The following is a 21,238-nucleotide window of genomic DNA, read 5'->3' as shown; positions in this document are numbered from 1 at the left end:
GGGAGGGTTTACAGGCTGGCTTTATGTGCCTGCCAGCGCTCATTCAGGTCTTCAAGCCGGGCGTTGACCGTCTTCCAGCGCGCCGAATCCATCAGCTCCTGACGGCTAAATGAACCTTTATGATACAATTGTGTAACACGCTCTGCATTGATCGGCGACAGGTTATCCAGCACGCTAACGGCACCTTTACGATTATTGCAGACCAGGATCATATCGCAACCTGCATCCAGAGATGCCTGACCGCGTTCAGCGTAGCTGCCCATGATCGCGGCCCCTTCCATCGACAAATCGTCAGAGAAAATCACGCCGTTGAAGCCCAGTTCCTGGCGCAGAACGGTTTTCAGCCAGTGCGGAGAACCGCTGGCAGGACGCGGGTCGACGTCGCTGTAAATCACGTGCGCGGGCATAATGGCATCCAGCTTGTTATCGGTGATAAGCGACTGGAAAACCGACATATCTTTGGCGCGAATCTCCGCTTCCGGGCGAGGATCGCGCGGGGTCTCTTTGTGAGAATCCGCCGTCACCGCCCCGTGACCCGGGAAGTGTTTCCCGGTGGTTTTCATCCCGGCATCGTGCATGCCGTCGATGAACCGGGTCGCCATTGCCAGCGCAATACGCGGGTCTTCATGGTATGAGCGCTCGCCAATGGCAGCGCTGATATGCCCTACATCCAGCACCGGGGCAAAGCTGATGTCGATATCCATGGCAATCATTTCGCTGGCCATCAGCCAGCCGGCCTCCTGCGCCAGTTTTCCACCCTCTTCTGTGCCGAGCAGCGCGGCAAATGACTGGGCTGCCGGGAGACGGGTAAAACCGTCGCGAAAACGCTGCACGCGTCCGCCTTCCTGATCGACGGCGACCACCAGATGATTGCGCGACGCGGCGCGGATCTGACGCACCAGCTCGCGCAGCTGCGCCGGATCGTGATAGTTGCGGGTAAACAGGATCAGGCCACCCACCAGCGGATGCGCCAGAATTTCACGCTCCTCCGCATCCAGCTCAAACCCTTCTACATTCAACATGACTGGACCCACATCCACCTCTCTTATCCTTTAGTTTGTAACTGACGCCAGGCATCGTCTGCCAGCGCAATAAAGTGTTCGTCTCTGGACTGCCGATAGCGCATTTCAAACCAGCCAGCCATTAACATGACGACCCACGGTCGCCAGCGTTTGACCTGCCGCCTCAGCGCGTCGACGTCAATGTGTGCCGCCTCGGCGTAGTCCCTGATAAGCGTCTGCCGCGCGGCTTCACTCTCCGTCCAGACTGCCGCCAGTTCCAGCGCCACGTCGCCATCTCCGGCATATTCCCAGTCGATAAGCCTGATGCCCGCTGGCGTATGCACAATATTTCCGGCATGAACATCCATGTGCAGCGGCGAGAGCCGAATCGGCTGGGGCTCGCCCGTTTTACGCAGCCGCCTGAGATGCGCCAGCCATACTGGGGTACGCCTGTCTGGCAGGGCTTGCTGCCAGTAATGTTCAAGCAGCGGGAATAACGTAATTCGCCACCCCAGACGCGGCTGCCGGTGCAGATGATACAGCATCGCCGCGAGCGCCGGCGTGTCCGGCAGCGCGCTTTTAACGTCACCGTCCAGATAGTCGACGGCCATCCAGCCCTCTTTGAAAAAACGGGGCGCAGGCACGAGATCTGACGGAAGACGCCTCAGGGCACGAAACTGACGACGGAAATGGGAGGCTGGCGCAAAGGGGTCGTGATTTTGCCGCAAGACCAGACGTCGTTCGCCCTGCGCTATAATGCAACTCGCGCCGCCAAGCCCGGAGTGGGCCTGCGGCGCGATAGGGCGATACTGAGGAAAATAGCGCGTCAGAATCTCTTCACGCGTGCTGTCATTGTTGCGTAACCGCACCTTTACCTGACCAGATAATTTCGCCAGTCTGAACCAGCATCAGCTGCATCTGCAGGGCCGGTGTATTCACGTTACCTGTGGCGTTAGAGTACAGCACATACTGTGCGCCAACGTTACGGGCGATGCCGATCGCCTTGCTGCGTGTGCCGAGGCTATCCTGCGGCGACAGGCCCAGCTGCTGTTTGGCTACCGCGAGCTGCTGAGCCGAGACCAGCGTAAACTTACCGTTGTTAGCCAGAGCATTGCGCAGGGTTTCCGTCGCCTCACCCGCGTTCAGCGAACCGTTGGTACGGTTGTTGACGCTGTCGACCAGCAACACGCTGCCCGCCGTCACGCCCTGCGCCTGCAGCATTTTGCCTACCATCGGCTGCATTGCCCCGTTCCAGTCGTAATGGCGCACGCGCGGCGTGGGCTGTGACGTCTGGTCCGGATGCTCAATCGGGCCTGGCTGCGCCGGAATAGACGGTACAGACGGCACGGTTGGCTGCTGCTGCGTTGGCGGCGTCGGCTGTTCAGTACCCGGTTTAGCCTCTTCCACAGGCGCAGGCTGTTCAGTTCGGGTCACACACCCTGCGAGAAACAGAGCGAAAGCTGTCACGAGCGCATAGCGGCTCAAATTTTTAATCAAGGTTCACCCCTCAGAGATAAAGATAAAGTCTCACCTTATGCGCACCCAGATAGTTGGCGCTGCCATAGAGCGTTACCGACGACCTGGCCGGAATGGTGACGCTGCGCGGCGCCTCCAGCGGATGCATTTCAAGACCTCTTACGTCATACCAGAAAAAACGGTAGTGGACCGTCACTGGTTCATGTCTTTCATTAAAGAGCGTAGAGGAGGCAGATGAGTTGATTTCACTGATAGTCAACGCGGGCTGTTGCGCCGTGATGCCCGCAGCAAGCACGGAAGATTCCATGACCAGCGTCTGTTCATCATTCACGGGGATCGCCGGACGCGAGCTGCACCCCACAATCATCATCGCCATTACCAGCGCTGCAATACGCCCTTTCAGCATGTCAAAGACCTTTATGTGCCAGCATCGGCCCCAGAGGACGTCCACCCAGCAGATGCATGTGAATATGATAAACTTCCTGGCCACCATGGCGGTTGCAGTTCATGATCAGACGGTAACCGTCTTCTGCAATCCCTTCCTGTTCAGCGATTTTGGCAGCCACCGTCAGCATACGACCTAACGCCACTTCATGCTCGGTTTTTACGTCGTTTACAGTCGGAATCAGAATATTGGGAATGATAAGGATGTGCGTCGGAGCCTGAGGGGAAATGTCCCGGAAAGCCGTCACCAGTTCATCCTGATAGACGATATCTGACGGAATTTCGCGGCGGATAATTTTACTGAAAATCGTTTCTTCAGCCATGACCTTTTCCTTTTTTGTTTAATCTGGCGCAATGCGTCCGCTGTAAACACACTCCCGGAATCGGTGTGTGACACAATCCAAGAGTATGAGCGAGTTTCTCCTGTCCTTTCAACCTCCTCCCTCGATTTCTTTCCTGAATGTTCATCAGCTGACTGAAGAGTGACCGCTCTCGCGTCTCAGTGGCGTTTTTTAAGACACAAATAAAAAAGGCAGCCATTCGGCTGCCTTAGTCTCCCCAGGTCACAACTTAGTTGCTGCGGATGTACTCATCCATTTCGGTTTTCAGGTTATCGGATTTGGTACCGAAGATTGCCTGTACACCAGAACCTGCAACAACTACGCCCGCTGCGCCCAGTTTTTTCAGACCCGGCTGGTCTACTTTCGCGACGTCGGCAACGCTCACACGCAGACGAGTGATGCACGCGTCCAGGTTAGTGATGTTCTCTTTACCGCCGAACGCTGCGACCAGTGCCGGAGCCATTTCGCTGGTAGCGCCAGCTTTGCTGTCTTCTGTCGCATCTTCACGACCCGGAGTTTTCAGGTCTAGTGCTTTAATCAGCACGCGGAAGATAGTGTAGTAAACAACGGCATAGCACGCACCCACGATTGGGAACAGCCACAGTTTGCTGCTGTTGCCGGACAGAACGATGAAGTCGATCAGACCGTGAGAGAAGGACGTACCGTCACGCATACCCAGCAGGATACAGATTGGGAACGCCAGGCCCGCCAGAATCGCGTGGATAACGTACAGGATCGGCGCAACGAACATGAAGGAGAACTCGATCGGCTCGGTGATACCGGTCAGGAACGAGGTCAGCGCTGCGGAGATCATGATACCGCCCACTTTTGCACGGTTCTCTGGCTTAGCAGAGTGCCAGATAGCAATCGCCGCGGCTGGCAGACCGTACATTTTGAACAGGAAGCCACCAGACAGTTTACCTGCAGTTGGGTCGCCCGCCATATAACGTGGGATATCGCCGTGGAATACCTGGCCTGCTGCGTTGGTGAATTCACCAATCTGCATCTGGAATGGAACGTTCCAGATGTGGTGCAGACCGAATGGCACCAGGCAACGCTCGATGAAGCCGTAGATACCAAACGCCACAACCGGGTTCTGGTAAGCAGCCCACTGAGAGAAGGTCTGGATAGCAGAGCCGATTGGTGGCCAGATGAAGGACAGGATCACGCCAGTGAAAATCGCTGCCAGACCAGAGATGATCGGAACGAAACGCTTGCCCGCGAAGAAGCCCAGATACTCAGGCAGCTTGATGCGATAGAAGCGGTTAAACATATACGCTGCAATCGCACCGGAGATGATACCGCCCAGAACACCGGTGTCCGCCAGGTGTTTCGCGGCGATCTCTTCTGCCGGTAAATGCAGAACCAGCGGCGCAACCACAGCCATGGTTTTCACCATGATGCCGTAGGCAACCACTGCAGCCAGCGCAGAAACGCCGTCGTTATTGGTGAAGCCCAGAGCCACACCGATCGCGAAGATCAGTGGCATGTTAGCAAAGACAGAACCGCCTGCTTCGGCCATCACGTGGGACACTACGGCTGGCAGCCAGCTGAAGTTAGCAGAACCGACACCCAGCAGGATACCTGCGATAGGCAGTACGGATACTGGCAGCATCAGCGATTTACCGACCTTTTGCAGGTTAGCAAATGCATTCTTAAACATAATTGAGAGTGCTCCTGAGTATTTGTGCTTTTTTTACGCTTTCACGCATTGGCCCGGGGGGAGTACCGTGCCGTGGACAGGACATCTAAGCGCCCTTTATTTATTACACAGAGTAAAATAATTCCCTCTGAGTTTGTTTGACGGCTATCACGTTTCAGCTTGAGGCGGTCGAAAAACTTTCAGTTATTTACAAAAAGCATGTCCGGATGTGTCTAAATACACACTCACCGCCCCAAATGAGGCGGTGAACTTTACTCGCTTTACTTATTAATTACGAGCCTAAAAAAAACATGTGTATCAGACAGATTGCAGGCGGGCGGGGTCGATATGGAACAGCGTGGAGAAGTTTTCCGTCGTCACGCGGGCCAGCTCATCGATGCTGACGCCCTTCAGTACGGCCATGTACTCAGCCACGTCTCTCGTCATAGCGGGCTGGTTCTCTTTACCGCGATGCGGTACCGGTGCCAGGTACGGAGAATCCGTCTCCACCAGAATACGATCGAGCGGAACATAACGTGCAGCATCACGCAGCTGCTCAGCGTTACGGAACGTCACGATCCCCGAAAACGAGATATAAAACCCCAAATCAAGCAGCTTCCCCGCCGTTTCTCTGTCTTCTGTGAAACAGTGTAGTACGCCACCGCAATCCGTCACCTTTTCTTCCCGGAGGATAGCCAGGGTATCCGCGCGCGCATCGCGGGTGTGGACGATAACCGGCTTGTTCAGTTCCCGGCCAATGCGAATATGGTTGCGGAAGGACTCCTGCTGGCGCGGTTTGGTTTCCGGCGTGTAAAAATAGTCCAGCCCGGTCTCGCCCATCGCCACCACGCCCTCTTCGGCTGCCAGTCGGCGCAGATCCTCAACGTCGTACGCCTCGTCCTGATTCAACGGATGCACGCCGCAGGAGAACACCACGTTATCGCGAACGCCCACCAGCTCACGCATGGAGCGGTAGCCCGGCAGCGTGGTCGCCACCGCAAGACAGAATTTCACATCGCGGGCAGCGGCTTTTGCCAGCACGTCATCCACGTTTTTATGCAGGGATTGATAATCCAGGCCATCAAGATGGCAGTGTGAGTCGACTAAAAACATAATGTCTCTCTCAGAGATGGGAAACAGGCGGTGTGACGCCGGGTTGCAGGTAATGTTCGATACGCAGTAACTGGTCGGTCAGTAAAAGCTCGCGATTAAGACCCGTCACGGTTAAAAGCTGTTCACGGCTCTGGCAGATGTCATGGAGCATCGCGTGAAGAACCGTCCCTGAGAGCCGGTTCGTCAGCGTATTCACCAGCGGCAACGCGTCCGGGTTGGTCAGAAGCGTAGCCCCCTGCTGGATTTTGAGCGCATCCAACAGCAAGGAGGCCAGCCAGTGCAGACGCTCAACGGCCCGATCGCTGTTAAGCTCAGGCAGTAAACTTAGCCAGTCCTGACTGTTCAGTGAGGCATCCAGGGCCCGGCAGAGCGTTTCTCGCTCTGACCAGACGTCAGGCTGCAGTAGTGCCAGCGCCGCCGCGGGCGCGCCGCTGCTCAGGCGCAAGGCGGACAGCGCGCTCTCTGGTGACGTTGTCACCTCTCGTTCAAGCCAGCTCAGCGCCCACGATTCCTGAGGTACCGCCAGGTGATGAAGACGACAGCGGCTGCGCAACGTCGCCAGCAATCGTCCCGGGTCACGGCATGAGAGGAAAAACCACGTTTTAACCGGCGGCTCTTCCAGGGTTTTAAGCAGGGCGTTAGCCGCCGCCTCGGTAAGCAAGGTGGCGTCTTTAAGCCAGACCACTTTAGCGCCGCCCAGTCGCGCGTGCTCATACAATTTTTCACTGACTTCACGCACGGCATCAATACCGAGCGCGCTTTTGCCCTTCTCAGGCTCAAGGGTGTAGTAGTCTGGATGCGTCCCCGCCTGCATGAGCTGGCAGCCACGGCATTTACCACAGCTCTTGTGCCCTTCCGGCTGCTGACACATCAGAAAACGGGTGATGGCATAAATCAGCGCATCATCACCCATCCCTGGCAATGCCTGAATCAGTAACGCATGATGCCCCCGACCCGCCTGATAGCTGCCGATCAGCTGTTCAAAGTGTGGGCGCAACCATGGATACCATTTCATGCCTGCTGCTCCTGCACCCACTGCGTAATGGTGTGTTGAATGTCGCGCGTGACGTCGTCCAGGGACTGCGTCGCATCAATGGTACAAATTGAGCTGTCCTGTGCGGCCAGCTCAAGATAGCGCGCGCGGGTGCGGTTAAAGAAATCAAACGACTCTTGTTCAATGCGGTCCAGCTCGCCGCGCGCGCGGGCACGCTTGAGGCCCACTTCCGGGGTCACATCCAGATAGAGCGTCAGGTCGGGGCGAAAATCACCCAATACGGCATTACGCAGCGTTGCGAGCATTGTCTGGTCGATGCCGCGTCCTCCGCCCTGATACGCCTGAGTCGACAGATCGTGACGGTCGCCGATCACCCACTTGCCCTCGGCCAGGGCGGGTTTGATCACCGTCTCAACCAGCTGAACGCGCGCCGCGTAGAACATCAGCACTTCGGCCTTGTCAGTGATAACTTCGTCGCCGACGGATTTGATATCCAGTACCAGGCTGCGCAGCTTTTCAGCCAGCTGCGTGCCGCCCGGCTCGCGGGTAAATACCATGTCCGCCACGCCAAGCGCTTTGAGCGTATCCACCACCACGTTGCGGGCAGTGGTTTTACCCGCCCCTTCGAGTCCCTCAATGACAATGTATTTACTGCGCATTTTTTTCCTTAAGTGCCTTCAGATAGTCCTGAACAGAGCGATTGTGGCTGGCAAGGTTGGTGTTAAAGGTATGCCCCCCTTTTCCATCAGCCACAAAATAGAGATACGGTGTTTTAGCCGGATGCGCGGCGGCTTTCAGCGACGCTTCGCTCGGCGTGGCAATCGGGCCTGGCGGCAAACCGCTTATCACGTAGGTATTATACGCCGTTGGCGTCTCCAGATCTTTTCTGGAAATCTTGCCCATATAGCTCTCTCCCATGCCGTAGATAACGGTAGGATCGGTTTGCAGGCGCATGCCGATGCGCAGACGGTTGATAAATACCGACGCCACCCGATCGCGCTCAGCAGCGACGGCAGTCTCTTTCTCGACGATCGAGGCCATGGTCACGAACTGGTTCGGATCGCTGTAAGGCAATCCTTCCATCCGCCCTTCCCAGGCGGCATCTACGGCGGCAACCATTTTTTTGTGCGCCCGCTTTAGGATAGCCACATCGGTCGTGCCTGCCGTGTACATCCAGGTGTCTGGCCAGAACCAGCCTTCCACCCATTCCGGATGTTCAAGCTTCAGCGCTTCTGCCACCGTCTGATAGCTATCGTCTTTTAAGGTATGTTTGATATACGGCGCGTCACGCAGCTGTTTGAGGTAATCGCTCAGGCGCATCCCTTCCACAAACCGCAGTGGGAACTGGGCTTCTTTACCGCTTTCCAGCAGCTGCAGCATCTCTCTGACGGTCATTCCCGGCGTAAAGCGATAGGTACCAGCTTTGAAATGTGACAGCTCAGGCTCCACGCGCAATAGCCACTGGAATACCCGTGGACGATTGATAATCTTGTCGCCATAGAGCTGTTCCCCAAGCGCCTGACGGCCGGTTCCCGCTTTCAGGGTAAAGATCGTTTCGTCTTTAACCAGGATCTTGCTGTTCGCCAGCTGGCGAACTTTCCATACGCCCGCTCCGCCGGCGACGCCCAGCGCAACGATGAGAATAAGGACAAAGCGCAACATTTTTTTCATGACTATCTGTTTTGCTCACATATCGGGGCTAAAAACTGAAACAGCTCGCGCGAAGACCAGCGTTGTTGACCATACGCACGGACGGGTACAACAGGCATCAGCGCATTGCAGATGATGACTTCATCGGCGGTCCGTAGCGCCGCTTCTCCTGCGCTAACTTCGACAACGCGAAAGCCAGAGCGTGCCAGCTGTTGCAGACAAAACTGACGCATTAACCCATTTACGCCAGCGTATTCCAGCGACGGAGTGAACACCTCTTCCCCCTGCCGCCAGAGTAAATTAGCCGCACAGCATTCCGTAATGAACCCTTCGCTGTCAAGAACCAGCGCCTCATCGGCGTCCGTCTGTTCAAGATGAGTACGAATGAGCACCTGCTCGAGGCGGTTGAGATGCTTAAGCCCGGCCAGCATCGGGTTTCGTCCCATTCGTACAGGGCTCAGCGTCAGCGTGACGCCGTCTTCTCGCCAGCGAGAATAATGCGCGGGATAAGCAGAAACGGAGAGGATACGCGTTGGGTTGAGGCACGATGCAGCGCTGTAACCCCGGCCACCACTGCCGCGGCTGATGATGACTTTGAGTACGCCGCTGTCCTTCCCGGTTCCCAGCTCGCACATTTCCTGACGCAGCGTGTCCCAGTGCGTAAAGGGGATCATGAGCTTTTCACAGCCATGCTGCAGGCGTCGAATGTGCGCCTCCAGCAAGCAGACATCGCCGTCCAGAATGCGCGCCGTCGTAAAGCAACCATCACCGAACTGTATCGCCCTGTCGCTGGCAGGCAGCGTGTCCTGCTCAAGGCCATTGATTAAAAACATGGTGGCTCCTTATGCGTGGGCAATTAGTCTGGCAGGATGTCATGCAGCCGACAAGAAGATTAGGCTTAATAAAAAAGGCCCGGCAAGCGGACCTTTTTAAATGCGACAGGGACGTCAGGATCAGATCTTTTTGAAGATCAGAGAACCGTTGGTACCACCGAAGCCGAAGGAGTTACACAGGGTGTACTCCATACCGCTAACCTGACGCGCTTCGTGAGGAACGAAGTCCAGATCGCAACCTTCATCCGGGTTATCCAGGTTGATGGTTGGCGGAACAGCCTGATCGCGCAGCGCAAGGATGGAGTAGATTGACTCTACCGCACCCGCCGCACCCAGCAGGTGACCGGTCATGGACTTGGTTGAGCTCACCATTACGCGGCTGGCAGATTCGCCGAAGATAGACTTAACCGCCTGAGCTTCAGCTTTATCGCCTGCAGGTGTAGAAGTACCGTGCGCGTTCACGTAGCCAATTTGTGCTGGGGTAATACCCGCATCACGAATCGCGTTTTCCATCGCCAGCGCAGCACCCGCGCCGTTCTCAGGAGGAGACGTCATGTGGTAAGCATCGCTGCTCATGCCGAAACCAACGATTTCAGCATAAATTTTCGCGCCGCGTTTTTTCGCGTGTTCGTATTCTTCCAGTACGATCATGCCCGCCCCGTCGCCCAGCACGAAGCCGTCACGATCTTTATCCCACGGACGGCTCGCCGCCTGCGGATTATCATTACGGGTAGACAGCGCACGCGCCGCACCGAAACCGCCGACACCCAGTGGGGTACTGGCTTTTTCAGCACCGCCCGCAACCATAGCATCTGCATCGCCGTACGCAATAATGCGCGCGGCCTGGCCGATGTTATGTACGCCAGACGTACAGGCAGTCGCGATTGAAATGCTTGGCCCACGCAGGCCGAACATGATGGTCAGGTGACCCGCCACCATGTTAACAATCGTGGACGGAACGAAGAACGGGCTGATCTTACGCGGGCCGCCATTCATCAGAGATGTATGGTTTTCCTCGATCAGACCAAGACCGCCAATCCCGGAGCCGATAGCGGCGCCGATACGGGTTGCGTTCTCTTCCGTAATTTCAAGACCAGAATCCTGCATGGCCTGAACGCCAGCGACAATTCCATATTGAATGAAGGCATCCATCTTGCGCTGTTCTTTGCGCGAGATGATATCTTCACAGTTAAAATCCTTTACTAAGCCAGCAAATTTTGTTGCATAGGCGCTAGTATCGAAATGGTCGATTAGGCTGATGCCGCTCTGACCGGCAAGGAGAGCTTTCCAGGTAGACTCTACGGTATTGCCGACAGGAGACAACATGCCAAGTCCGGTCACAACTACACGACGCTTAGACACGTTTGTCCTCCAGGGAGGGATAAAAAAAAGAGATTCGTGGGACTAAATAAAGATAAAACTCAGGCGGTCGAATGACCGCCTGGAGATGTTCACTTACGCCTGGTGACCGTTGATGTAATCAATGGCAGCCTGAACGGTGGTGATCTTCTCAGCTTCCTCGTCCGGAATCTCAGTATCAAACTCTTCTTCCAGAGCCATTACCAGCTCAACGGTGTCAAGAGAATCTGCGCCCAGGTCTTCAACGAAGGAAGCGGAGTTCACAACTTCTTCCTGCTTAACGCCCAGCTGTTCGCCGATAATTTTCTTAACGCGTTCTTCGATAGTGCTCATACTCTTAAATTTCCTATCAAAACTCGCTTTCGCGATGGTTTTCGTAGTGTATAAAATGTTGAAAAATTTGCAACTAAATCCCGGCAGTTCGTACCACGATTTTACGTTATTTTGAGGCCATTCGCCCTAATAACGCAAATATTTTTCATCGTGGTTAAACCATATACATCCCGCCGTTGACGTGGAGGGTCTCACCAGTGATGTAACCCGCTTCGTCAGAGGCTAAAAATGCAACCGCACTGGCGATTTCTTTAGGGTCGCCAAGACGACCCGCCGGAACTGCCGCCAGCGTACCCGCACGCTGCTCATCAGTCAGCGCACGCGTCATGTCCGTTTCAATAAAGCCCGGAGCAACAACGTTTACCGTAATACCGCGGGACGCAACTTCACGCGCCAGCGACTTACTGAAACCAATCAGACCTGCTTTCGCCGCAGCGTAGTTAGCCTGACCAGCATTTCCCATGGTACCAACCACAGAACCGACAGTGATAATACGACCATGACGCTTTTTCATCATAGCGCGCATTACCGCTTTTGACAGACGGAATACAGATGACAGGTTGGTTTCGATGATATCGTTCCACTCGTCGTCTTTCATTCGCATTAACAGGTTATCGCGAGTGATCCCGGCATTGTTTACCAGAATATCCACTTCACCAAACTCTGCGCGAATATTTTCCAGAACAGATTCAATAGATGCAGGTTCAGTCACATTCAGTACCAGACCTTTACCGTTTGCACCCAGATACTCGCTGATGGCCTGAGCGCCATTCTCGCTGGTTGCTGTACCAATCACCTTCGCGCCGCGCGCAACCAGTGTTTCAGCAATTGCACGCCCGATACCGCGGCTTGCGCCAGTGACCAGGGCGATTTTTCCTTCAAAACTCATGGTATTCCTCTTTTATTGCGAGAGTGCCGCTGACATCGCTTCCGGCTCGTTAATCGCCGAGGCTGTCAGGGTGTCAACAATACGTTTTGTCAGACCGGTGAGGACTTTACCTGGGCCGACTTCATACAGGTGCTCAACGCCCTGAGAGGCCATAAACTCAACGGTTTTGGTCCACTGTACCGGGCTGTAGAGCTGGCGAACCAGCGCGTCGCGGATAGCTTCCGGTGCGGTTTCGCATTTCACATCGACGTTGTTCACAACGGAAATCGTCGGTGTGTTAAACGTTATTTTTTCCAGCTCAACCGCCAGCTTCTCGGCGGCAGGCTTCATCAGAGCACAGTGAGACGGCACGCTGACCGGCAGTGGCAGCGCACGCTTAGCACCCGCTGCTTTACAGGCCGCACCCGCGCGTTCAACCGCTTCTTTATGACCGGCAATAACCACCTGGCCCGGCGAGTTGAAGTTTACCGGAGAGACAACCTGGCCTTCAGCAGATTCTTCACACGCTTTTGCAATTGCAGCATCATCCAGACCGATGATGGCAGACATGCCGCCCGTACCTTCCGGCACCGCTTCCTGCATGAATTTACCGCGCAGTTCCACCAGACGTACCGCGTCAGCAAACGCGATCACGCCGGCACACACTAGCGCAGAGTATTCACCCAGGCTATGACCCGCGAGCAGCGCTGGCGCTTTACCGCACTGCTGCTGCCAGACGCGCCACAGCGCAACGGACGCGGTCAGCAGCGCTGGCTGAGTCTGCCAGGTTTTGTTCAGTTCTTCGGCCGGACCCTGCTGGGTCAGCGCCCATAAATCATAACCCAGTGCATCAGAAGCTTCACGGAAAGTCTCTTCAATTACCGGATAGTGTGCTGCCATTTCAGACAACATCCCAACGGTTTGAGAGCCCTGGCCCGGGAACACAAAAGCAAATTGCGTCATTTTTTATTCCTTATACTAGAAACGAACCAGCGCGGAACCCCAGGTGAACCCGCCACCGAAGGCTTCAAGCAAGACCAGCTGGCCCCGTTTGATTCGTCCATCGCGTACCGCTTCATCAAATGCGCACGGTACCGACGCCGCAGAGGTGTTGCCGTGACGATCCAGCGTCACGACAACGTTATCCATCGACATGCCCAGCTTTTTCGCGGTCGCGCTGATGATACGCAGGTTCGCCTGATGCGGCACCAGCCAGTCGAGCGCGGTACGCTCAAGGTTATTCGCTTCCAGCGTTTCATCAACGATATGTGCAAGCTCGGTTACCGCCACCTTGAACACCTCGTTCCCTGCCATAGTCAGGTAAATCGAGTTGTCCGGATTAACGCGATCGGCGTTAGGCAGGGTCAACAGTTCGCCGTAGCTGCCATCAGCATGCAGATGCGTAGAGATGATACCCGGCTCTTCGGACTGCCCCAGCAGCACCGCGCCCGCACCATCACCAAAAATAATGATCGTTCCACGATCGGTTGGATCGCAGGTACGCGCCAGCACGTCAGCACCGATCACCAGCGCATATTTAACGGCACCGGATTTCACGTACTGATCGGCGACGCTCAGCGCATAGGTGAAGCCTGCGCACGCGGCAGCGACGTCAAACGCCGGACAGCCTTTAATACCGAGCATGTTCTGCACCTGGCATGCCGCGCTTGGGAAAGCATGTGTGGCAGACGTCGTGGCGACCACGATCAAACCAATCTGTTCTTTATCAATGCCCGCCATTTCGATAGCACGCTGTGCGGCTTCGTAACCCATGGTCGACACGGTTTCGTCTGGCGCGGCAATACGACGTTCACGGATACCTGTGCGCGTGACAATCCACTCGTCAGACGTATCTACCATTTTTTCCAGATCGGCGTTAGTACGCACTTGTTTTGGCAGGTAGCTGCCGGTACCTAAAATCTTCGTATACATGTACGCTCAGTCACTTTTAGCTAATACAGATTCCAGGCGAGCGGCAATCCGCTGAGGGACTTGTCGCTGCACCGCCTGCACTGCCTGTTCAATCGCGACAGCAAATGCTCGCTGATTGGCGGCGCCATGACTCTTAATCACGATGCCGCGCAATCCTAACAGACAGGCGCCATTATACTGGTCGGGGTTGAGGTGACTGAATCGCCGCGTCAGGCTCTTTTGTAACCAACGCTTCAATAAAATCAGCCACCAGGCGCTTTTTTTACCTTCTCCCTGAGATTTCAGCAGAGAAAGAAACATGCGTACGACCCCTTCCATGGTCTTCAACGTGACGTTCCCGGTGAAGCCATCGCACACCAGAACATCCGTTTTACCCGTCAACAACTCATTGGCTTCGAGATAACCAATATAGTTGATGGAGGGAACCTGTTTGAGCAATTCAGCCGCTTCGCGAATGCTGTCCAGGCCTTTGGTCTCTTCTTCACCAATGTTCAGTAACGCAACACGGGGAGTGTTGATTCCGACAACTTCTTCTGCCAGCACCGATCCCATCACGGCAAACTGAGCCAGCATAGTACTATCACAGTCGACGTTAGCGCCCAAATCGAGCACTACCGTCTTGCCCTTCTGCTGATGCGGTAACACCGTTACCAGCGCCGGACGCTCAATACCTTCAATAGGTTTGAGCAGCAATTTCGAGAGGCCCATCAGCGCGCCGGTATTCCCCGCGCTGACGCAAGCCTGAGCTCGCCCTTCTTTCACCAGCTCCAGCGCTATCCGCATAGAGCTGCCACGACTATTGCGAATGGCCTGCGAGGGTCGGGCATCACTGGCAATAACTGACTGCGCAGGGATAATCTGCAGACGCGAACGTTGTTCAAAGTCAGCTTTTGCGAGTAATGGCGTGATTGTGTCGGGATTGCCGACTAAAAGGAGTGTGAGTTGCGAATTAGAATTCAGTGCCTGCAATGCTGCAGGCACTGTCACGGAAGGGCCAAAATCACCCCCCATGACATCTAACGCCAGGGTTAGACGTGTCAAGGTATCGTCGCAGCCTGGTTCGGTAAATTCCCCGTTTGCACGGGGAAATCCTCACTAAGCCTAATCACGCTTGCGCGTGATTACTTAGTGATAACCTTGCGGCCGCGGTAGAAACCGTCAGCGGTGATGTGGTGACGCAGGTGTTTCTCACCAGAAGTCTTGTCTACAGACAGGCTGGTAACTGCAGTCAGCGCGTCATGGGAACGACGCATGCCACGTTTGGAACGGGTTGGTTTATTCTGTTGTACGGCCATGGACCTTACTCCTCAATTACTTACGCTTTAAGCTGGCTAATACGGCAAATGGGTTTGGTTTTTGCGCTTCATCAGGCAGTTCCCCAAAGACCATGTCCGCCTCGGACACTTCACAGTGTTCAGAATCATGCACCGGAACCACTGGCAAGGTGAGGATGATTTCATCTTCAACCAGAGCCAGAAGATCGATTTCACCGAATTCGTTAACCTCAATCGGCTCATACGCTTCCGGGAGTGCTTCAGCCTGTTCGTCAGAACGAACCGGACTGAAACAATACGTTGTGTGAACATGCTGTACAAACGGTTTCCCGCAACGCTGACACTCGAGCGTTACCGTCACCTTTGCATCACCGGTTAAAACGGCGAGACGCTGGTTGTCGATAGCGAACGACATGGAGCATTCTACATCACTGTCCACACTGACTACGGATTCGGCAATACGCTCAGCCTGATCGGAAGTATAGATACCTTCGTAATCGAGGCGTTTTTGAGCCGTACGAACCGGATCAAGAGTCAGGGGTAATTTTACCTTTTGCATAGGGCGCGCATATTAACTTTGTAACGTCATAGAGTCAAAGAAAAAGGCAACCAGAGCTGCCTTTTGCCAATTATTCGCACACATTGCGGCCTGTAGTTTAAAATGGCTGGCATCGATACGCTATATCTGGTGATAAAAATATGCCAAATCTCGTCCTTGCTTCCACATCTCCCTACCGCCGAACGCTGCTGGAAAAGCTCGGGATCCCGTTTGAATGCGCCGCGCCAGAGGTGGATGAGACGCCACAGCCGGGCGAATCACCGCGTCATCTGGTGATGCGTCTTGCTAAAGAGAAAGCGCAGTCGCTGGCCGCACGTTACCCCGCACATTTGATTATAGGCTCAGACCAGGTTTGCGTGCTGGACGGCGAAATCACCGGCAAGCCCCATACGGAGGAGAACGCCTGTCAGCAGCTTCTGCGTGCGCGAGGCACTATCGTGACCTTTTATACCGGCCTGGCGCTCTATAACTCCGCCACCGGTCATCTGCAAACCGAATGCGAGCCGTTCGACGTACACTTCCGCCATCTCAGCGAGCAAGAGATCGTGGATTATGTGCGCCGGGAACGTCCGCTGAACTGTGCGGGAAGCTTTAAAAGTGAAGGATTGGGGATTGCGCTGTTCGACAAGCTGGACGGACGCGATCCCAACACGCTGGTGGGGTTACCGCTGATTGCCCTGTGTCAGATGTTAAGACGAGAAGAGTGTAATCCGCTGACCATATGACTGGAAGGTTGCGGCCTGATGCCCTCACCCCAGCCCTCTCCCACAGGGAGAGGGGGGAAGCAAAATCAGCCGCGCAGAACCTTAAGACAGCGTTTCAACTGCTCGTCCAGCGGCGCTTCAATACGGATGACTTCCCCCGTATTTGGATGGGTAAACTTCAGCGCTGCCGCATGCAGGAACAGACGCGACAGCCCCGTCCCCGCCAGCTGCTTATCAAACTCGCGGTCGCCATAGCGGTCATCAAAGGCAATTGGGTGCCCTGCAAACTGCGTATGCACGCGGATCTGATGGGTACGACCTGTCACCGGACTGCAGCGCACCAGCGTGGCAAACTCATAGCGCTCTTCAACTTTAAAGCGTGTCTCAGACGGTTTCCCTTCCTGGCTTACGCGGACAATACGTTCGCCGCTTTGCAGAATATTCTTCAGCAGCGGCGCCTGCACTACTTTTACATGGGACTGCCACTGACCGCGCACCAGCGCCAGGTAGTCTTTCTGCATCCCTTTTTCACGCAGCTGTTCATGCAGCGAACGCAGCGCAGAACGCTTTTTCGCCACCAGCAGTACGCCAGAGGTATCACGGTCAAGACGGTGCACCAGTTCAAGGAAGCGTGCTTCCGGGCGCAGGGCTCGCAGCCCTTCAATCACGCCGAAGCTCAGGCCGCTACCGCCATGAACAGCTGTTCCTGACGGTTTATTGAGCACCAGAATGTGGTCATCTTCGTACAGGATCACATCGCTCAGGGCCGCCACTTTCTGTAGCTTCGGTGAAACGGTCTCTTCTTCACGTTCCGCAACGCGCACCGGCGGAATACGCACTTCATCGCCCGCCTCGAGTTTGTACTCGGGCTTCACGCGTTTTTTGTTCACCCGCACTTCGCCCTTACGCAGGATGCGGTAAATCATGCTCTTTGGCACACCTTTCAACTGGGTGCGCAAAAAGTTATCGATACGTTGCCCCGCGTCATCTTCGGCGATGGCAACCATTTTTACGGCTGGAGTCTCTGTTTTCATGGTTGGCGATTCTAAATATCGTCAGCCATTAGCGCCACTCATTTTTCTATGCTTATATTTACTTTTATCCGGCCAGCTCCCCGTTTCGCGCAACCGATTTGGTGGTTATTAAACCAATCGCCATTCTGAAGTGAAGAAACTGTGAGTAACCGGGTGATAATTGGTAAAAGTCATCTTGCTATAACCCGGCGAGCAGTGGAATAATGAGGCTGTTTTCCGTGTTAAATCCTGGTTAAGTAAGGATGTTGACGGAATGACCAATTTTGTCTGACCGATCATCCACGCAGCAATGGCGTAAGACGTATTGATCTTTCAGGCAGTTAGCGGGCTGCGGGTTGCAGTACTTCCCGGTATAAGGATTGTTCTCTGGAGAGTTCTACCCAGGCAATTCCCCTGATAATTGCGCTGTGTTTCCGTATGAAATACAGGCAACCGACACTCTGCGCCTCTTAAGCGAGCGACAACCGTGAGGTTGGCGACGTGAACAGACACGAGGCCATCGGTTCATACCCCGGAAAGCGTCACCTTGCCCGCAGCTTTGTCGTCAATGTAAGAATAACGAGTAAGTTACGATGAAAAGAATGTTAATCAACGCAACTCAGCAAGAAGAGTTGCGTGTCGCCCTTGTGGATGGGCAGCGCCTGTACGATCTGGATATCGAAAGTCCTGGACACGAACAGAAAAAAGCGAACATTTACAAAGGTAAAATCACCCGCATTGAACCAAGCCTTGAAGCTGCATTTGTCGATTACGGTGCTGAGCGTCATGGTTTCCTCCCTCTGAAAGAAATCGCCCGCGAATATTTCCCCGCAAACTACAACGCCCATGGCCGCCCAAACATCAAAGATGTCCTGCGTGAAGGTCAGGAAGTTATCGTTCAGATTGATAAAGAAGAGCGTGGCAACAAAGGTGCCGCGCTGACCACCTTTATCAGCCTCGCAGGGAGCTATCTGGTTCTGATGCCTAACAACCCGCGTGCGGGTGGCATCTCTCGCCGTATCGAAGGTGATGACCGTACCGAGCTGAAAGAAGCGCTGGCAAGCCTCGAACTGCCTGACGGCATGGGGCTTATCGTGCGTACCGCAGGCGTTGGCAAATCAGCCGAAGCGCTGCAGTGGGACCTGAGCTTCCGTCTGAAGCACTGGGAAGCCATTCAGAAAGCAGCCGAAAGCCGCCCTGCTCCGTTCCTGATCCACCAGGAAAGCAACGTTATTGTGCGTGCCTTCCGTGATTACCTGCGTCAGGACATCGGTGAGATTCTGATCGATAATCCGAAAGTGCTTGAGCTGGCGCGCCAGCACATCGCCGCGCTGGGTCGTCCGGATTTCACCAGCAAAATTAAACTGTACACCGGCGAAATCCCGCTGTTCAGCCACTATCAGATCGAATCCCAGATTGAGTCCGCCTTCCAGCGTGAAGTGCGTCTACCATCCGGCGGTTCTATCGTTATCGATACCACTGAAGCGCTGACCGCTATCGACATCAACTCCGCGCGTGCAACGCGCGGTGGCGATATCGAAGAGACCGCCTACAACACTAACCTCGAAGCCGCTGATGAAATCGCCCGCCAGCTCCGCCTGCGCGACCTGGGTGGTCTGATTGTTATCGACTTCATCGACATGACCCCTGTTCGCCACCAGCGTGCGGTTGAAAACCGTCTACGCGAAGCGGTGCGTCAGGACAGGGCGCGTATCCAGATTAGCCATATCTCACGCTTTGGCCTGCTGGAGATGTCCCGTCAGCGTCTGAGCCCGTCTCTCGGCGAGTCCAGCCATCACGTTTGTCCGCGCTGCTCCGGCACCGGTACCGTGCGTGATAACGAATCGCTGTCCCTCTCCATTCTGCGTCTGATTGAAGAAGAAGCGCTAAAAGAGAACACCAAAGAGGTTCACGCCATTGTGCCGGTGCCCGTTGCCTCTTACCTGCTTAACGAAAAACGTGCAGCGGTAAGTGCGATTGAAGCGCGTCAGGGTGGCGTTCGCTGCATCATCGTGCCAAACGACCAGATGCAGACCCCACACTATCACGTGCTGCGCGTGCGTAAGGGCGAAGAGACGACCACCCTCAGCTACCTGCTGCCGAAGCTGCATGAAGAAGAGATGTCCCTGCCTTCCGATGAAGAGCCAGCCGAGCGCAAACTGCCAGAGCAGCCTGCGTTAGCGACCTTCATCATGCCTGAAGCACCACCGGAAGCAGCTCTGGAAAAACCTGCTGTCAAACCTGCAGCGCAGAAACCAGAAGCAGCGGTAGCGAAAGCCCAGCCGGCACAGCCGGGTCTGCTGAGCCGCTTCTTCGGCGCGCTGAAGAAGATGTTTGCTGAAGAAGAAGTTCAGCCAGAGCAGCCGAAAGAAGAGCCAAAAGCAGCCAAGCCAGAGCGTCAGCAGGACCGTCGCAAGCGTCAGAACAACCGCCGCGATCGTAACGACCGCAGCGAGCGTCGTGACAACCGTGACAACCGCTCTGAGAATAACGAAGGCCGTGAGCAACGCGAAGATAACCGTCGCAACCGTCGCGAGAAACAGCAGCAGAATGTTGAAGATCGTGAAATTCGCCAGCAGGCGGGCGATGAGTCTGAGAAGAGCAAACAGCGTGACGACCAGCAGCCGCGCCGTGAACGCAACCGTCGCCGTAACGACGAGAAGCGTCAGGCACAGCAGGAAGTCAAAAACCTGAACCGCGAAGAGCCTGTTGAACAGCAGGACGGCGAGCAGGAAGAACGTACTCAGGTAATGCCACGTCGTAAGCAGCGCCAGCTTTCTCAGAAAGTTCGCTTCGCCTCTGAAGCAACCGAAGAGTCTGGCGCTATCGCGGTTGAAACCAGCGAGAGCACAACCGGCACGCAGCTGGCGAAAGTTGACCTGCCAGCGGTCGTTGAAAACAACGTTGAGCAGGATGATAACGGTGAAAACCGCGATAACGCCGGTATGCCGCGCCGTTCACGCCGTTCTCCACGTCATCTGCGCGTCAGCGGCCAGCGCCGTCGTCGCTATCGTGACGAGCGTTACCCGACTCAGTCGCCAATGCCGCTGACTATTGCCTGTGCTTCGCCAGAAATGGCGTCCGGCAAAGTCTGGATCCGTTACCCGGTTGCTCGTCCTGAGCAGGTTGTTGAAGAACAGCCTGTAACCGAAGAGGTGATTGCACCAGCAGCCGCGGTAGAAGCTGTCGTGACTGAAGCGGCAACCGTGGTTGAACCTGAGGTTGTTGAAGCTGAAGCCCCTCACGCAGTGGAAGTAGAAACCACCCATCCAGAAGTGATTGCCGCGCCGGTTGATGCCGCACCGCAGCTTATCGCCGAAGAAGATGCCGTGGTGGCTGAGGAAGTCGCTGAAGAGGCTGAACCTGTAGCCGCAGTGGAAAACACCGCCGAAACCCTGATTGAAACCACCACTGAAGAAGTTGTTCAGGACGTTGAGATTCAGGTTGAACCGGTTGTCGAAGAAGCGAAAGCGCCTGAGGTGAAACCTGAGCCGGTTGTTTCTGCACCAGCCGCAGCCCACGTGGCGACAGCACCAATGACGCGCGCCCCGGCGCCGGATTACGTGCCTGATGCCCCGCGTCACAGTGACTGGGTACGCCCGGCGTTCAGCTTCGACGGTAAAGGCGCTGCAGGCGGCCACAGTGCAACGCATCAGGCGACTGCACCGGCGACGCGTCCGCAGTCTGTCGAATAACGACGCT

At 55.3% G+C, this 21,238-nt stretch carries 22 protein-coding genes; 2 read left to right on the top strand and 20 right to left on the bottom strand.

Annotated elements, in window-relative coordinates; genetic code table 11:
- Positions 1-8: 8 nt before the first annotated feature.
- The 19 genes from nagZ to yceD form a co-directional block, all read right to left on the bottom strand.
- The gene (nagZ, locus tag SPG90_RS04100) at positions 9-1,034 is read right to left on the bottom strand and encodes a beta-N-acetylhexosaminidase (RefSeq protein ID WP_163354093.1); all 1,026 of its coding nucleotides are present in this window, start codon (positions 1,032-1,034) and stop codon (positions 9-11) included.
- Between the two features lie 11 nt (positions 1,035-1,045).
- On the bottom strand, positions 1,046-1,870 hold the full coding sequence (gene thiK, locus SPG90_RS04095) for a thiamine kinase (RefSeq protein ID WP_163353683.1): 825 nt from the start codon (positions 1,868-1,870) through the stop codon (positions 1,046-1,048).
- Positions 1,851-2,498, bottom strand: coding sequence for a penicillin-binding protein activator LpoB (gene lpoB / locus SPG90_RS04090; RefSeq protein ID WP_023311160.1), 648 nt, complete (start codon positions 2,496-2,498; stop codon positions 1,851-1,853). Before lpoB ends, thiK begins: the two co-directional genes overlap by 20 nt.
- A gap of 10 nt (positions 2,499-2,508) precedes the next feature.
- Positions 2,509-2,883 carry a YcfL family protein gene (locus SPG90_RS04085; protein WP_023311159.1) on the bottom strand — a complete coding sequence of 125 codons (375 nt, stop codon included), beginning with the start codon at positions 2,881-2,883 and terminating at the stop codon, positions 2,509-2,511.
- Position 2,884: 1 nt separating this feature from the next.
- Complete coding sequence (gene hinT / locus SPG90_RS04080) at positions 2,885-3,244, bottom strand: purine nucleoside phosphoramidase (RefSeq protein WP_006809243.1); 360 nt, start codon at positions 3,242-3,244, stop codon at positions 2,885-2,887.
- A 247-nt stretch (positions 3,245-3,491) separates the two neighbouring features.
- On the bottom strand, positions 3,492-4,925 hold the full coding sequence (ptsG, locus tag SPG90_RS04075; RefSeq protein WP_023311158.1) for a PTS glucose transporter subunit IIBC: 1,434 nt from the start codon (positions 4,923-4,925) through the stop codon (positions 3,492-3,494).
- 297 nt (positions 4,926-5,222) lie between these two features.
- A complete protein-coding gene (locus tag SPG90_RS04070; protein WP_023311157.1) occupies positions 5,223-6,017 on the bottom strand; it encodes a metal-dependent hydrolase in 795 nt (264 codons plus the stop codon).
- Between the two features lie 10 nt (positions 6,018-6,027).
- A complete protein-coding gene (gene holB, locus SPG90_RS04065) occupies positions 6,028-7,032 on the bottom strand; it encodes a DNA polymerase III subunit delta' (protein ID WP_126304400.1) in 1,005 nt (334 codons plus the stop codon).
- The gene (gene tmk / locus SPG90_RS04060; RefSeq protein WP_023311155.1) at positions 7,029-7,670 is read right to left on the bottom strand and encodes a dTMP kinase; all 642 of its coding nucleotides are present in this window, start codon (positions 7,668-7,670) and stop codon (positions 7,029-7,031) included. Before tmk ends, holB begins: the two co-directional genes overlap by 4 nt.
- Positions 7,660-8,682 carry a cell division protein YceG gene (gene yceG / locus SPG90_RS04055; protein ID WP_023311154.1) on the bottom strand — a complete coding sequence of 341 codons (1,023 nt, stop codon included), beginning with the start codon at positions 8,680-8,682 and terminating at the stop codon, positions 7,660-7,662. Before yceG ends, tmk begins: the two co-directional genes overlap by 11 nt.
- Before the next feature lie 2 nt (positions 8,683-8,684).
- Positions 8,685-9,494, bottom strand: coding sequence for an aminodeoxychorismate lyase (gene pabC / locus SPG90_RS04050; protein WP_322407951.1), 810 nt, complete (start codon positions 9,492-9,494; stop codon positions 8,685-8,687).
- Between the two features lie 120 nt (positions 9,495-9,614).
- Positions 9,615-10,856, bottom strand: a complete 1,242-nt coding sequence (gene fabF / locus SPG90_RS04045) for a beta-ketoacyl-ACP synthase II (RefSeq protein WP_023311152.1) — start codon at positions 10,854-10,856, stop codon at positions 9,615-9,617.
- A gap of 93 nt (positions 10,857-10,949) precedes the next feature.
- Positions 10,950-11,186, bottom strand: a complete 237-nt coding sequence (gene acpP / locus SPG90_RS04040; RefSeq protein ID WP_003857954.1) for an acyl carrier protein — start codon at positions 11,184-11,186, stop codon at positions 10,950-10,952.
- A 154-nt stretch (positions 11,187-11,340) separates the two neighbouring features.
- Entirely contained in the window at positions 11,341-12,075 is a 735-nt protein-coding gene (fabG, locus tag SPG90_RS04035; RefSeq protein ID WP_008500795.1) for a 3-oxoacyl-ACP reductase FabG, read from the bottom strand.
- A 12-nt stretch (positions 12,076-12,087) separates the two neighbouring features.
- Positions 12,088-13,017 (bottom strand): ACP S-malonyltransferase, encoded by a 930-nt coding sequence (fabD, locus tag SPG90_RS04030; RefSeq protein ID WP_045401883.1) that lies wholly within the window; start codon positions 13,015-13,017, stop codon positions 12,088-12,090.
- Positions 13,018-13,032: 15 nt separating this feature from the next.
- On the bottom strand, positions 13,033-13,986 hold the full coding sequence (locus SPG90_RS04025) for a beta-ketoacyl-ACP synthase III (RefSeq protein WP_023311150.1): 954 nt from the start codon (positions 13,984-13,986) through the stop codon (positions 13,033-13,035).
- Positions 13,987-13,992: 6 nt separating this feature from the next.
- Positions 13,993-15,027 carry a phosphate acyltransferase PlsX gene (plsX, locus tag SPG90_RS04020; protein WP_059290957.1) on the bottom strand — a complete coding sequence of 345 codons (1,035 nt, stop codon included), beginning with the start codon at positions 15,025-15,027 and terminating at the stop codon, positions 13,993-13,995.
- 80 nt (positions 15,028-15,107) lie between these two features.
- Positions 15,108-15,281, bottom strand: coding sequence for a 50S ribosomal protein L32 (gene rpmF / locus SPG90_RS04015; RefSeq protein ID WP_003857964.1), 174 nt, complete (start codon positions 15,279-15,281; stop codon positions 15,108-15,110).
- A gap of 16 nt (positions 15,282-15,297) precedes the next feature.
- Entirely contained in the window at positions 15,298-15,819 is a 522-nt protein-coding gene (yceD, locus tag SPG90_RS04010) for a 23S rRNA accumulation protein YceD (RefSeq protein WP_014883375.1), read from the bottom strand.
- Positions 15,820-15,959: 140 nt separating this feature from the next.
- On the opposite strand from yceD, the gene SPG90_RS04005 reads away from it, so the two are divergent.
- Positions 15,960-16,544 carry a Maf family protein gene (locus tag SPG90_RS04005; protein WP_045620260.1) on the top strand — a complete coding sequence of 195 codons (585 nt, stop codon included), beginning with the start codon at positions 15,960-15,962 and terminating at the stop codon, positions 16,542-16,544.
- A gap of 65 nt (positions 16,545-16,609) precedes the next feature.
- On the opposite strand, the gene rluC is transcribed toward SPG90_RS04005, so the two are convergent.
- Positions 16,610-17,557 carry a 23S rRNA pseudouridine(955/2504/2580) synthase RluC gene (gene rluC / locus SPG90_RS04000; RefSeq protein ID WP_024909023.1) on the bottom strand — a complete coding sequence of 316 codons (948 nt, stop codon included), beginning with the start codon at positions 17,555-17,557 and terminating at the stop codon, positions 16,610-16,612.
- A gap of 572 nt (positions 17,558-18,129) precedes the next feature.
- Here rluC and rne point away from each other — a divergent pair.
- Positions 18,130-21,231 (top strand): ribonuclease E, encoded by a 3,102-nt coding sequence (rne, locus tag SPG90_RS03995; protein WP_322407945.1) that lies wholly within the window; start codon positions 18,130-18,132, stop codon positions 21,229-21,231.
- Positions 21,232-21,238: the final 7 nt, after the last annotated feature.

The sequence above is a fragment of the Enterobacter sp. D2 genome, assembly GCF_034427575.1.
Taxonomy (GTDB): domain Bacteria; phylum Pseudomonadota; class Gammaproteobacteria; order Enterobacterales; family Enterobacteriaceae; genus Enterobacter; species Enterobacter cloacae_M.
The sequence above is the reverse complement of the archived record's forward strand: the minus strand, read 5'-3'. Positions and strand labels throughout refer to the sequence as shown.

Bases quoted from the DNA above. Each gene is read 5' to 3' on its own strand.
- SPG90_RS04085 (WP_023311159.1), bottom strand. From the start codon at position 2,883: ATGCTGAAAGGGCGTATTGCAGCGCTGGTAATGGCGATGATGATTGTG.
- hinT (WP_006809243.1), bottom strand. From the start codon at position 3,244: ATGGCTGAAGAAACGATTTTCAGTAAAATTATCCGCCGCGAAATTCCG.
- ptsG (WP_023311158.1), bottom strand. From the start codon at position 4,925: ATGTTTAAGAATGCATTTGCTAACCTGCAAAAGGTCGGTAAATCGCTG.
- SPG90_RS04070 (WP_023311157.1), bottom strand. From the start codon at position 6,017: ATGTTTTTAGTCGACTCACACTGCCATCTTGATGGCCTGGATTATCAA.
- holB (WP_126304400.1), bottom strand. From the start codon at position 7,032: ATGAAATGGTATCCATGGTTGCGCCCACACTTTGAACAGCTGATCGGC.
- tmk (WP_023311155.1), bottom strand. From the start codon at position 7,670: ATGCGCAGTAAATACATTGTCATTGAGGGACTCGAAGGGGCGGGTAAA.
- yceG (WP_023311154.1), bottom strand. From the start codon at position 8,682: ATGAAAAAAATGTTGCGCTTTGTCCTTATTCTCATCGTTGCGCTGGGC.
- pabC (WP_322407951.1), bottom strand. From the start codon at position 9,494: ATGTTTTTAATCAATGGCCTTGAGCAGGACACGCTGCCTGCCAGCGAC.
- acpP (WP_003857954.1), bottom strand. From the start codon at position 11,186: ATGAGCACTATCGAAGAACGCGTTAAGAAAATTATCGGCGAACAGCTG.
- fabG (WP_008500795.1), bottom strand. From the start codon at position 12,075: ATGAGTTTTGAAGGAAAAATCGCCCTGGTCACTGGCGCAAGCCGCGGT.
- fabD (WP_045401883.1), bottom strand. From the start codon at position 13,017: ATGACGCAATTTGCTTTTGTGTTCCCGGGCCAGGGCTCTCAAACCGTT.
- SPG90_RS04025 (WP_023311150.1), bottom strand. From the start codon at position 13,986: ATGTATACGAAGATTTTAGGTACCGGCAGCTACCTGCCAAAACAAGTG.
- rpmF (WP_003857964.1), bottom strand. From the start codon at position 15,281: ATGGCCGTACAACAGAATAAACCAACCCGTTCCAAACGTGGCATGCGT.
- yceD (WP_014883375.1), bottom strand. From the start codon at position 15,819: ATGCAAAAGGTAAAATTACCCCTGACTCTTGATCCGGTTCGTACGGCT.
- SPG90_RS04005 (WP_045620260.1), top strand. From the start codon at position 15,960: ATGCCAAATCTCGTCCTTGCTTCCACATCTCCCTACCGCCGAACGCTG.
- rluC (WP_024909023.1), bottom strand. From the start codon at position 17,557: ATGAAAACAGAGACTCCAGCCGTAAAAATGGTTGCCATCGCCGAAGAT.
- rne (WP_322407945.1), top strand. From the start codon at position 18,130: ATGAAAAGAATGTTAATCAACGCAACTCAGCAAGAAGAGTTGCGTGTC.